9 protein-coding genes and 1 tRNA gene are annotated in these 13186 nt (G+C 41.3%); 2 read left to right on the top strand and 8 right to left on the bottom strand.

Annotated elements, in window-relative coordinates; translation table 11 throughout:
* Positions 1-12 precede the first annotated feature (12 nt).
* From KCX82_RS05475 to KCX82_RS05455, 5 genes are all read right to left on the bottom strand, one after another.
* A complete protein-coding gene (locus tag KCX82_RS05475) occupies positions 13-1755 on the bottom strand; it encodes an amidohydrolase (protein WP_227017439.1) in 1743 nt (580 codons plus the stop codon).
* A gap of 37 nt (positions 1756-1792) precedes the next feature.
* Positions 1793-3181: a class II fumarate hydratase gene (fumC, locus tag KCX82_RS05470; RefSeq protein WP_227017438.1), complete on the bottom strand. Its 1389-nt coding sequence runs from the start codon at positions 3179-3181 to the stop codon at positions 1793-1795.
* A gap of 16 nt (positions 3182-3197) precedes the next feature.
* Positions 3198-4379, bottom strand: coding sequence for an NAD(P)-dependent malic enzyme (locus KCX82_RS05465; protein ID WP_227017437.1), 1182 nt, complete (start codon positions 4377-4379; stop codon positions 3198-3200).
* Positions 4380-4433: 54 nt separating this feature from the next.
* The gene (locus tag KCX82_RS05460) at positions 4434-5870 is read right to left on the bottom strand and encodes an MFS transporter (RefSeq protein ID WP_227017436.1); all 1437 of its coding nucleotides are present in this window, start codon (positions 5868-5870) and stop codon (positions 4434-4436) included.
* Positions 5871-6087: 217 nt separating this feature from the next.
* Positions 6088-6663 carry a TetR/AcrR family transcriptional regulator gene (locus KCX82_RS05455; protein ID WP_227017818.1) on the bottom strand — a complete coding sequence of 192 codons (576 nt, stop codon included), beginning with the start codon at positions 6661-6663 and terminating at the stop codon, positions 6088-6090.
* Between the two features lie 225 nt (positions 6664-6888).
* Between KCX82_RS05455 and aguA the strand changes: the two genes are divergently transcribed.
* Complete coding sequence (gene aguA / locus KCX82_RS05450; protein ID WP_227017435.1) at positions 6889-7989, top strand: agmatine deiminase; 1101 nt, start codon at positions 6889-6891, stop codon at positions 7987-7989.
* A gap of 39 nt (positions 7990-8028) precedes the next feature.
* Entirely contained in the window at positions 8029-9480 is a 1452-nt protein-coding gene (locus KCX82_RS05445) for an amino acid permease (RefSeq protein WP_227017434.1), read from the top strand.
* Between the two features lie 779 nt (positions 9481-10259).
* Here KCX82_RS05445 and KCX82_RS05440 read toward each other — a convergent pair.
* From KCX82_RS05440 to KCX82_RS05430, 3 genes are all read right to left on the bottom strand, one after another.
* A tRNA-Ser gene (locus tag KCX82_RS05440) sits at positions 10260-10347 on the bottom strand.
* A 158-nt stretch (positions 10348-10505) separates the two neighbouring features.
* Complete coding sequence (gene thrC / locus KCX82_RS05435; protein ID WP_227017433.1) at positions 10506-11981, bottom strand: threonine synthase; 1476 nt, start codon at positions 11979-11981, stop codon at positions 10506-10508.
* A 120-nt stretch (positions 11982-12101) separates the two neighbouring features.
* The gene (locus KCX82_RS05430; protein ID WP_227017432.1) at positions 12102-12956 is read right to left on the bottom strand and encodes an epoxyqueuosine reductase; all 855 of its coding nucleotides are present in this window, start codon (positions 12954-12956) and stop codon (positions 12102-12104) included.
* Positions 12957-13186: the final 230 nt, after the last annotated feature.

The following is a 13186-nucleotide window of genomic DNA, read 5'->3' as shown; positions in this document are numbered from 1 at the left end:
TACAATTGAACATCATTTCATTTCGTATACGATTTCCCCATTAAAGATGGTCGTAAGAACTTTTACAGTCTCAATATCCATTGGATTGATTTCAAACAAGTCCTTGTCGATGATGATGAGGTCTGCGCATTTTCCTTTTTCGATGCTCCCCACCTTATCTTCCATGTAAAGTCCGTACGCACCGTTGATCGTATAAGCTTTCACCATATCCAGCACTGATGCGCGCTCATTTTTATCCAGCAGCCATTGAGGGTCATCCTGGTCTTTGATATCCTCAATGCCATATTTCGCTGCGGTAATCAAATTACGGGTAACCCCCGCCTTAATGGCATAGAATGGGTTCGGTTCTGGAGTGACAGGATGGTCCGCTGATGCTGTAACCGTAATCCCGGCATCGATAAATGACTTCAGAGGAAATTCTCTTTCCGCCCTTTCTCCTAAAAGTGCATAATCCGAATCATGCCAGAAAAGAGGATCTTTAAAATGCCAGTATGCCTGAACGTTGGCGATGATATTAAGCCTGGCCATTCGTTCTATGTCTTCCGGAGCGACTAACTGCAGGTGCGTTATGACGTTTCGGTAATTATTAGAACCACTGTTTTTTTGTGCGTATTCTATTGCATCGATGGTATTCCTGGTAGCGCCGTCGCCAATGGAATGAACATGAATTTGAAAGCCTTCATCCAAAGTTTCTTTTAAGGCTTTTTTCATTTTCTCCAGATCCCATACAGGCTCGCCATAATAAGCATCGCCTTTTCCGGCCGCCGATCCGTACGGCTCCAGCAAGTAACCCGTTAGCCCCTCTATTACCCCGTCGTTAAAGTATTTCGCCGTCGTTACGTTCAATAATTCCGAATGATACTTTTCGCGCAAATCCTTTAATTCCTCAAGCTGCGGCCTTACATCCTGATCCGGATAGATATCTCTGGCACCATTGACACGTAGCTTTAATTCATTTTTTTCTTCAAGGCTTTGAAAGGCTTCCAATATGGTTTTAGGGTAGGTTGCTCCGCCGGGTCTTAAAGCAAAGATAGAAGTGTATCCCAGGGAATGCAATTTTTTCTGGAGAAATTTAACAGCTTCAACCTTTTCTTCAAGAGTAAAGGTTTGATCGGGAAATAATTTTTTCGCATCGTCCTTTAACGTTCCCCATAGCTCGCCAGTCACAGGGTCCTTTTCAACAACGCCTCCCGTCGGATTTGGGGTGTCCTTTGTAATTCCACACAGTTCAAACGCTTTGGTATTGAGCCAGAAAATATGTCCCCCAAAATCTGTGAGGATTATAGGCTTATCCGGACAAATCTTATCCAGTCTCTCTTTTTTAGGGCCCAGAAGTCCTTCCATTCCTTCAAAAATGGAAGCTAAAAATCCCCTTCCGTAATAGATCTCCTTGTCCGGATTTTTCCGGACGAAGGCTTCGATGGTACTCATGACAGCTTCCACCGTAGTAAGATTATTTAAATCAATGTTATACAGCACCGTGTAGGCGGTGCCGGGTGCATGAACATGGGTGTCAATGAAACCGGGAAGCACTGTTTTTCCCTCTAAATTGATTGTTTTTGTATTTTTCCCGATATATTGTTTTGCTTCCGAGTCATTTCCTACAAAAACGATAGCACCGTCTTTGATGGCTACGGCTTCTGCTATGGAATTGGCCGCATTAATCGTATAAACCCTTCCATTTGTTAAAACAGAGTCTGCTTTTCCAGATATCGTATCGGTCATAGTTTCGTTGCAATTGTACATGTCATTCATTTTTTACTCCTTCAATCATTGGCAAGCGGAAAGGCCTTCATTTTTTACTGTCAAGTGACGGCAGTACCATTTTTTTAGGATCTATCATGGCATCAAATTGTTCCTCGGTAAGGATACCCGTTTGTAATGCCGCCTGCTTTAATGTGGTTCCGTTTTTATATGCCTCCTTAGCAATATGTGCAGCTTTGTCATAGCCAATATACGGATTTAGTGCTGTGACCAGCATTAGTGAAGACTCCATATTTTTTTTAATTTTTTCATAGTTTGGAGTAATTCCTGTCGCACAGTGGCGATCAAAAGAATGTAAGGCATCTGAGAGCAGTCTTACAGATTGCAGCACGTTATATATAATCACCGGCATATACACATTAAGCTGGAAATTGCCTTGAGATGCTGCAAAACTAACAGCCACATCATTCGCTATTACCTGACAGCAGACCATAGACATTGCCTCGCACTGTGTAGGATTAACCTTACCCGGCATAATAGAACTGCCGGGCTCATTTTCGGGGATGTTGAGTTCTCCTATACCGCACCGCGGCCCGCTTGCAAGCCAGCGTATATCATTGACTACTTTGAGCATGTCAGCAGCCAGAGCCTTAATAGCGCCATGGGTGTTGACAAGTCCGTCCTTACTCGTCAGTGAATGAAATTTGTTTTCGGCCGAAACAAATGATTTTCCTGTAAGCTGGCTGATTTTCTCGGCAACTAAGGTCCCAAACTGTTCATGGGTGTTTAACCCGGTTCCCACAGCTGTTCCGCCTAGAGCAATCTCCTGAATATATTGAAGACTGTCTATCATCATGTTTTTTGCTTTTTTCAGCATGGCGGACCATCCGCTGATCTCCTGGCCTAAGGTAATAGGCGTTGCATCCTGCAAATGTGTTCTGCCAATCTTAATAACGTCTCTATATTGCTGAGACAAGCTTTCAAAAGTGCTCTCGAGGATCTCTACTGCCGGAAGCAGCTGCTCTTCTATCCCTATCACCGTGGCGATATGCATGGCAGTAGGAAACGTATCATTTGAGCTTTGTGCTTTATTGACATGATCGTTCGGATGTACTGCTTTATCTCCAATAATTTGGTTTGAACGATTTGCAATCACTTCGTTAATATTCATGTTGGATTGGGTACCGCTGCCTGTCTGCCAGACTGCAAGAGGAAAATGTTCATCAAGATCCCCTTTTAGAATCTCGTCGCAAACAGTCATAATTGACGTTCCTATCCGGTCATCTAATAATTTGAGCTCCATATTTGCCATAGCAGCCGCTTTTTTGAGAATTGCGAAGGCGCGGATAATCTCAATCGGCATCTTTTCAGTGCCGATTCTAAAGTTTTCCAGGCTTCTCTGAGTCTGCGCACCCCATAATTTATCAGACGGTACTTTAATTTTTCCCATGGAATCCTGCTCAACACGATAAGGCATATGTTCCACCCCTCTTCTAACCTATGCTGACGATCTCTTCTGCTTCTTTATGCCAGGCATCTGCTACGGCAGCTGCCACTGCATCAGCTATACCCTCCTGAAACACACTGGGAATGATGCCGGTTTCGGTGAGCCTTTCTTCCTGTACCGCCCCGGCGATTGCATATGCTGCCGCGACTTTCATTGACTCGGTTATCCTTTCGGCTTTTGCTGATAATGCGCCCTTAAATACGCCTGGAAAAGCCAGAACATTGTTGATCTGATTCGGAAAATCCGAACGGCCGGTTCCTACGATTCTTGCACCCGCCTCAAGAGCAAGATCCGGCATGATCTCCGGCTCCGGATTTGACATTGCAAATATGATGGCATCCTTATTCATGGTCTTAACCATTTCGGCAGTAACAGTTTTAGGAGATGAGACTCCGATAAAAATATCTGCCGACTGAATGGCATCCGTCAGGCTTCCCTTAACTTCCTGGTTTGTAATCTCTGCCAGCATAAGCTTTTCCTCATTCAGTTCATCTTTCCTGGCTTTAGAAATAATACCGGATCTATCGCAGATCACCATATTTTTTGCACCGATGGCAATCAACATCTTTAAGATCGCTGAACCTGCTGCTCCGGCGCCATTGATCACGATTTTCACCTCATCGATCTTCTTATGTACTACCTTAAGCGCATTGATAAGAGCCGCACAGCTAACGATTGCTGTTCCATGCTGATCATCATGAAAGACGGGAATATCCAATGCCTCCTGCAATCTTGCTTCGATTTCGAAACAACGGGGTGCAGAGATATCTTCCAAATTGATTCCCCCAAAGGTTGGTGAAATGTTTTTGGCGATAGAAATGATCTCCTCCGTATCCTGTGTTTCTATGCAGATCGGAATCGCATCGATATCGGCAAAGGATTTGAACAGCACAGCCTTTCCTTCCATTACAGGAATCGCAGCCTTCGCGCCGATATTACCCAGACCAAGTACTGCACTTCCGTCGGTTACAACTGCCACCGTATTGCATTTTGAAGTATATTTATAAACATCTTCAGAGTTTTTGCTGATTTCAATACAGGGCATCGCGACACCGGGAGTATACGCAACACTCAGATCATCCTTATTTTTTAAGGGAACCTTGCTGACGATAGCCAATTTTCCTTTATTTTGTTCATGTACCTTTAATGCTTCCTTGTAATAATCCATTAGAACCTCCTGCTGAATTTATTAATGTTATTGATCTTAGATTTTAGCATTCTGTTACACTAACTTTTCAAATCCCTCTGTTGAATATTCCTTACCTTCCCGCTTAAGCTCCAAGGCCTTAATTAAAGCTTCAAAATTTTTGGCATTCAGAGGATACCTGATAATAAACGCAAGTGCAATCAGCATAAATATGGCAGGCACCAGGGTGTTTAATAAATTGATTCCTTTTAATGCGCTCTCTGTTTGTTCTATGACCTCACCATTGTAGCCTGTAAAACTCAATATTACACCGCTGAGCCAAAGACCAAAGGCCGAGCCGAATTTTTGAGCGAATGAAGTAAATCCGGAAATGGCCCCTTCTCTTCTCTCTCCATTTATGAGCTCATCAGCCTCACAGCAGTCATATATCATGGAAAATCCTGTCGTCCAGAAACAGATATTAGCAGCATTCCAAACAATGGTAAAAATAATCAGACTGCTGAAATCATTAATCCCGATAACAGCAAAGGTAAGGGATCCGATAATGCCAATGAGAAAGAAGCAAATAAACGCGTATTTCTTTCCGATCCGATTGGCAACAAAGGTAATTACAGGTACATAGATCAGACTAATTACAGTATTCAAAGTCCAGTATGTGGCCTGTACACCTGCATCCAGCCCTAAATTGTTTGACATGAGATATACAAAAGCAGCAGAAGCAATTGAGAAGTTAATGCAGAAAAATAACGTTGCAAAGAAAATCATCCTGAAAGGTTTTATTTTATAAAGTTCTACAAAATTTTTATAAAGATTTGTTTTAATTCTTTCCTCGTTATTTTCAATTAACTCTTTTCCTCTTGTAAACCTCCAGCAAGTCAATGCTCCGATTAGCCCGACTGCTCCAAAAATTGCAGCTGAAATAGACCATGACATTTTTTCGGTACCGCCATAAGCAAAGACTCTATCCATAATAGCCATAGGACCTGCACTGGCGATCCATACGGCGATATAGATAAATATGCCGCAGTAGCTTCTAAGAGAATTCCTTTCGTTGAAATCCTGGGTGATTTCAGCACCGAGTGCGGTGTAAGGAATGACATATGTCTTATAAGCAGTCCAAAATAAAATTGCAACAATCAGATAGTATGCAAAGCCTGAATTTCCGCTAAAAGTAAATGGTGCAAATATGAGCATTAAAACGAGATACTCAGGGATAGCACCTACGATCATAAAAGGTCTTCTTCTTCCATTTTTTGATTTCCAGTTATCTGAAAGATATCCGACAATAGGATCTGTAATAGCATCCCATGTGATAGCGATAAGAGAAATCGTACCCGCTAGTGCCGGATTAATGCCCGCTACATCCGTCATGTAATAAAGAAAGTAAAGACAGATAATATTAAAGGGGATTGAATCTGAAAATATTCCGATTCCATAAGATGCCTTCTCCTTAAAAGATAATTTTCCTGTACGAATAGCAAGTTCACTCATAATTTCAAATCCTTTCTTCATAGTCAGTTTTACTATGATTCAAAGTAATCAGTATGGCATATGAACGAAGCCTCCTTTCTTAATTTGATGTTAAAAGGTTTTTTCAGATCAATTCATTATAATCTTTGTTTCTTAAATATTAATTATCGTAACCTTAATTAAATTTTAGGTTGCGTTTACGACAAAAAAAATAGCGCCATAGAATATGGCGCTAGATATAAAAGGATCCCTTATTATATTATTTTTTTATACCATCTAAGAATATGACGATGGCCTGTTCGAAATAATCATTAAGCGTTTCTCGATTCTCCCATTGAAGGGAAAGCTGTGCAAAAAGGCCCTCCAGAATCGAAATGTAAATCCAGGTTAAAGCCTTAGGATCTGTCATTTTCAATTTGCCTTGGGAAATCGCATCTTCAAATATTGCAGATATGAATTCATCATCCTTAGAATAGCATTGATTGAGCCTTTCCCGGTAATGCTCTCCTACTTCCCCCCAATAGGACTCAGGAATCCATCGAAAGATAGGCAAATCGACCTGCGAATAAAAGAGTTGACCGTATTTTTTTAGTTTTCCAATTGGATCAGGGATATCCGACAGAGCTGAATACACTCTATTGAGCCAAATTTCATACTCTTCTTCAATCATTTGTACAAACATTTCTTCTTTGCTTTTAAAATGCCAATATATCCCACCCTTACTGATTCCTGAATGGTTAACAATATCGTTCATTGACGTATTGACGTATCCGTTTTTAATAAAGCATTCAAGAGCCGCTTTTAAAATGATTTGACGAGTCGATTCCTTTTTCATCTTTTCCAAGCAATTCTCCTTTAGTAATCCGAAATAAGTACATTAAAACACATTCAAAAGTGATTGTCAAATTTAGCCTTTTTAATAATTTTTTTATTTGTTGACTTGGAATTTATTTCGTATTATATTATTGATAACAACAAACCGACTGGTCGGTATTCTATTTTGGGAGGTGTATTCGGAAAACAGCAATAAATAATAAGATAAAAGAAAGGAATGAAAAAAATGGCAAGAACAATTAAAAACAGTACTCCAAAAGCAGACGGTTTCAGAATACCCGGAGAATTCGAGCCCCATAATGGATCCATTATTATTTGGCCGGAAAAAGGATTTGCATTCAGAAACGGGGGCAAGCCGGCTCAAGAGGTGTGTGTAATCGTGGCTAATACGATTGCAGCGTATGAAGAAATGACCGTCATCTGCTCTGCTGCCCAGTATGAAAACGCCAGAGCCAGGCTATCAGAAAAGGTTCGGGTTATTGAAATGTCAACCAATGAATCTTGGGCGCAGGATAAGGGAGCGTTTTATGTAATCGATGATAAAGGCTCCATTCGTGGCGTCCAGTTTGGATTTAATGCCTATGGCGGCTTAGTGGAAGGACTGTATTTCCCATGGGATCTTGACAAGCAATTTGCACAAAAGCTATTTGAAATTGACCATATTGACAGCTACGATGCCAGGCATTTTATCATTGAAGGCGGGGCTACGCAGTTTGACGGCGAAGGCACTTTAATCCTTACCGAGCAATGCAATCTTAACCCTAATCGTAACGGAGATATGTCAAAAGAAGAAGTTGAAAAAAATTGTAAAGAATATTTCGGCGTTGAAAAAGTTATCTGGATGAAAAGAGGCATGATGTACGATGAAACAGACGGACATATTGACGATATTTGCTTTTTTGTCAGACCGGGTGTTATTGCCCTGTCATGGGTTGACGACGTAAATCATCCGCAGTATCCCGTTTTTAAAGAGGCCTATGACATTCTGGCTAATGAAACCGATGCCAAAGGCAGGAAATTTGAAATCCATAAAATCCATATCCCTGAGGTAATTTACATATCAGAAGAAGAAAACAAGGGGTTTGATATCGTGGCGGATGCTGCACCGCGTGAACCGGATCAGCCATTGGCGGTCACCTACATCAACGGATATTTTGTGAACGGAGCTTATCTTGTTCCGTTATATAACGATCCTAAAGATGAAGAAGCAATAAGAAAATACCAGGAAATTATGCCGGAGCGAAAAGTGATCGGACTGCCCACAAGAGAATGGTCATTAAGCGGCGGTAATATTCACTGTATGACGCTTTCACAGCCGAGGCCTTAACAAGCAACAACTTCATCCTGATTTGTAAGGAGGAACAAAATGAACGGCGAAAATGAAATTCTTGATAACGATTTAAAAAAAGGCTTAAAAAAACTTCATGTTCAAATGGTTGCATTAGGGGGTGTAATAGGATCTGCTTACTTCTACGGACTGGGCGGTCTTATGAGCATGACAGGCCCCGCTTCGTTTCTTGCATTTGCATTCGGTGGAATTCTTGTTTTTTCAACCTTGTATTGTCTTGGAGAATTGCTGGTGGCTATGCCGACAACCGGTTCCTTTATTTCATATTCCAGAGAATTTATATCTGATGGGTTTGCGGCAGGCGTGGGATGGACGTACTGGGTGGCGATCATCGTTTACATTCCTTCGGAATGCATTGTTACGGGAACCATTATGCATATGTATTTCCCACAATTATCAATCTTTATATGGGCTATATTTTTTGCGATATTGCTAACAATGATCAATTTCGGGCAGGTTGCAAACCTTGGTAAAATAGAATCGGTACTGGCTATGACAAAGGTAATCGCCATTATCATTTTTACAGTTCTTGCAATCCTGATCCTCTTCGGTGTAATTGGAACCCAAGGCGCTCCAGGAACGAAAAATCTACTTCAGCAGGGCGGCTTGTTTCCCCTTGGAGTCCTGGCAGTATTCCTGAATATGTCAATTATTGTAATGAACTTTGCAGGAATTGAAATAATCGCATTGACTGCAGGGGAAACGGAAAATCCGGAAAAAGTGATGCCGTCAGCAGTTCGTGCAGGCGCTTTCAGAATCTTTTTCCTGTTTGTGATTCCCTCATTCTTAATCGCTATGATCTATCCATGGACACTGGCCAGCTATGAAGAAAGTGCTTTTGCTGCCGCATTGGCTTTTAACGGATTTACTGCACTATCTCATATATTTAATCTGATCATCATTGTTGCAGCCTTCTCGTGTGCCAATTGCAATTTATATGCCGCAATCAGAGCGATGTACTCACTTTCGAAAGAAGGTATGGCACCCGGGAAAATAAGTTATGTAACTGCCAAAGGGGTTCCCGTATATTCTGCAGGCTTTTCGTTGATTTTAGTATGGATCATACTGATCATCTATTCCTTTGACAAAAGCGGCTTATTTTATATGTATTTGCTAGCAACATCGGGAGTCGTAACGGTATTTTGCTGGGGCTCTATCTGTATTTCACAATATAGATTCCGTAAGCGGTTGTATGCAGAAGGCCTTTTAAAAAGCAATCTAAAATTTCATACCCCGTTTTATCCGCTGCCTAATATTTTAGGGCTTGCAATTTTAGGCTTCACGTTAATATTGACAACCATCAGCCCCGACTTAAGGCTGTCCATCTATATCGGGATGCCTTGCTTTATAGTCCCATACTTAATTATTGAGGTCCTAAAGAAAACGGGGAAATTTAAAATGAAGAAAGAGATTAATTTAACAGAAGTTTTAGATGAAATAAAATCACCTGATTATCTCATCAACAAATAGTCAGCACTCTCCTTCATTGGCAAGGATTATCCCCTCTGTACATTGCTTTATCGGGCAGGAAACTTATCCTCTACGGGATAAAAAATTTGTGGATTAAATTCTGTCAGCTCAGAATTTAATCCACTTTATTTATGCTTTATTCTAAAGGGTATTCCTAGAAGGAATTTTGGTTTACTCATCAAATAACGCTATATCTGATGATAAGATTGAGTATATGCTTGAACACTTTGTAAAACTATAAATTGATAAATGTGCTGATGAAAATGCCCCTAGCCATCTAAATGGTACCACGGCGCTCATTATGTACTATGCAAGGGAATCAGAAAGGTCACTGGTGAGATTGGCCTTAGTTTTCTTGCCTTTTTTCCGCAGCTTAGCTGCAATGGAAAAACGGACAGCGGAGCGAAGCGTAGGAGCAGGCGTTAGCCTGCGTTGCTTACAATCTAAGAAGAGCAATTAATATGATAGGAACAAAGGCACTTATTGAGGGGATTAGGGTCTGATAACCTCTTTTTCTTATTGGAATTTTATCAAAAAAACTAAAAAGCATCGGTATTCGATGCTTTTCGTGCCTGAAATTTTAACATTTTCAGATAAATGTGGCGGAGAGCAACGGCCTTCGGCCTCCGACTCGCTTCGCTCCCTGCTGTCCCTTTTGCCCGCCAAGCAAGCTTGGGACAAAACGGCATGGGACTTTTTCACCCACTTCGTGGGTGAGAAAGTCCCATGCCTTAGGACAAAAAAATAAGAACGAGGCATAAAACCTCGTTCTTATTTTTTGGCGGAGAGCATGGGACTCGAACCCACGGGGCTTTAACACCTTACTCGCTTTCCAGGCGAGCTCCTTAGCCACTCGGTCAACTCTCCATGACCTGTGTGTCAGACACATATAATAATTTAACACACATCGGAAAAGAATGCAAGCGAAAAGTATGGAATTTCTTTTTACAATTATAACAAATTTAGTTAAAAAAGCGCAGGATGAGATCAGCAATGATTTTCCCTGCACTTTTCAACGTTTTTCACTATTTTAAAGCGTCTCTTACAGCTTCCTGCATCTGATTGATATCAAGGACGCCTCTGTGTCTGATTTCCTTATCTTCCAAGCCTTTTAATCCCGCCGGGATCCTCACCCCGGTTTTCGCGTGAAGAGCAGCGACATAGGCAAAGCCATCTTTTTCTTCCGGCAGTCCTATGGACTTCGCTACACTGTCGGCAAATTTATAAGCACTGGCTGTAGATGCAATAACCGTTACCGTTTCATCCCCTGTAGCCTTTTTGTAGTCCTCATAAACCTTATAAGCAACCGCCGTATGTGTATCCATCAAGTATCCGTTTTCACGATACATGTTACCGATAGTTTCATTGGTTTCCTGAACATCTGCAAAACCACCGTAGAATTCAGCCAGCCCTTCTTTTATTTTATCGCTTACCTGATATTTTTTATTCTTATCCAGGCTTTCCATCAGAGCAGCGATTTCCGCCCCGTTTTCTCCGCTTAAATGATATAACAGACGCTCCAGATTACTGGATATCAGAATATCCATAGAGGGTGAATTGGTTAAGTAGAATTCTCTTTGGATATCATAAATACCAGTATTGATAAAATCTGTGAGCACTTTATTTTCATTGGAAGCGCAAATCAGTCTGCCTACGGGGATACCCATCTGCTTTGCATAGTAAGCAGCCAAGATGTTTCCAAAATTGCCGGTAGGAACCACCACATTGATTTTCTCACCTGCCTGAACAGCTCCCTTTTCCAAAAGCTTCGCATAGGCATATACGTAATAGGCTACCTGAGGCACCAGTCTGCCGATATTGATGGAATTGGCGGAAGAAAGCTTGCAACCCAGGTCCGCCAGTTTTTCTGCAAAATCGGAATCATTGAAAATTCTCTTTACTCCGGTCTGGGCATCGTCAAAATTTCCTCTGATAGCATAGACATGCGTGTTCTTGCCCTCCTGGGTAATCATTTGTCTTTCCTGAACCTCGCTGACGCCTTCATTTGGATAAAATACGACAATTTCCGTATTCGTCACATCAGCAAAGCCTTCCAGTGCCGCCTTCCCGGTATCACCGGAGGTTGCTGTGAGAATGACAATCTTTTTATCTTCCTTTTCCTTTTTCATGGCAGTTGTAAGAAGATACGGAAGGATGGAAAGTGCCATATCCTTAAAAGCAGCGGTTTTTCCGTGATAAAGTTCAAGGAAATAAGCATCTCCTCCTTTTACCACCGGCACAATATCCGAAGCTTCGAATTTTTCATCATAAGCTCCCGCTACACATGTTTGCACTTCTTCCTTTGTATAATCTGTAAAAAAGCTGCTGATTACAGCATAGGCGATCTCCTGATAGGTTTTGTCTTTCATTTCTTCCAGCGAGAAGGGCAGCTCCGGAATGGCATCCGGCACAAACAACCCCTTGTCCTGAGAAATTCCTTGGATTACAGCCTGCGCTGCACTCCTGCTATCCGCTCCGCCTCTTGTACTTTTATATTTCATTGGGATCTCCTTTTTCCTGATATTTAATCTATCGATTCATCAAAAGATGCTTTCTAAACAATACTTTAAATTATATTTTATCAAAAAAAATAATTCAATTCAAGGAAAACACACTTTAAATCACGGTCTTTTATTTTGGCACGGTATGCCTGCCTGACACAAGCCACAACCTAATATATAGTCGCCACGATCGAGACCCTCCGGCCAATATTTTTCTGCGAACTCCTCTTCATAAGCTTCACAGGCAATTTTATCGTGTCCCTTGTTACTGATAGCATGAACCGGACAGCGTTTCATGCAGACACCGCAGCTGCCATCCTTATAATACAAGCACCATTCCGTATGAGTTTGATAAGTTCTTTCAGTAACTTGAAGCGGAGCCTCGATAATGAAAGAGGTTATGCGTACAGCCTTACCCCTCTCGGTGATCAAGCCCTCCGAAAGTCCGAATGTGCCCAGACCGGCGGCATAAGCACTATGTCTGTGAGACCATTTTGATGCGATACCTAATTTTCCGGATTTTACAGTTTTAAACTCCGGCAGCAAATCAAAAGATACGTTTCGAATTCCTAATTCATCCAGCTTCTCTACTAATTTTCCGCTGAATTCTTTCATGAGAGGTTCCCACTCGCCTCTGGTCACAATCCACTCCCTTGAAGGACATTTCGATTCCCTTGACTGCGACTGCTTTGTCTCGAGGGTTTGAGGAAATACAATAGAAATGACCCTTAAATTATGCTTATCTACGTCTCCCGGATACTTCAAACGAAAAGCTTCCTCAGGACTCCAATGGAACTCGCCTATATGTTCTTTCAGGAAAACATAATAAGGATCATCTCCCGCCGCTATTCCAACAAGAGGTCTTTCATACATGATAGAATCAGGTCTGCCGAGGGTTGAAAAATTGTTCTTCTCCAATGAATCATATATTTCATTTATGATCTTTGTTAAATCATGATTGGTGATATTGGTCATTTCTGCCTTTCTCCTTTCATCCTTATAGGGTCCGACGGCTTATCATAGTCAAAAAGCTTGAAAATTAAACCGTTTCATATTTTAGTCTTCATAATACTACATTACCTGCTTGGTGTCTATTATAATTTAAACAATCCAAAGACTATTATTTATTAGTTTGTGAAACTAAGTTACAATTTTGTCTGATCATCAAAAGGTCTAATTTTATGTGATAACGCAAAGCTGGTTCG

This window comes from Sinanaerobacter chloroacetimidivorans, assembly GCF_018128545.1.
In the GTDB taxonomy this organism is placed as follows: Bacteria; Bacillota; Clostridia; order Peptostreptococcales; family Anaerovoracaceae; genus Sinanaerobacter; species Sinanaerobacter chloroacetimidivorans.
The sequence above is the reverse complement of the archived record's forward strand: the minus strand, read 5'-3'. Positions and strand labels throughout refer to the sequence as shown.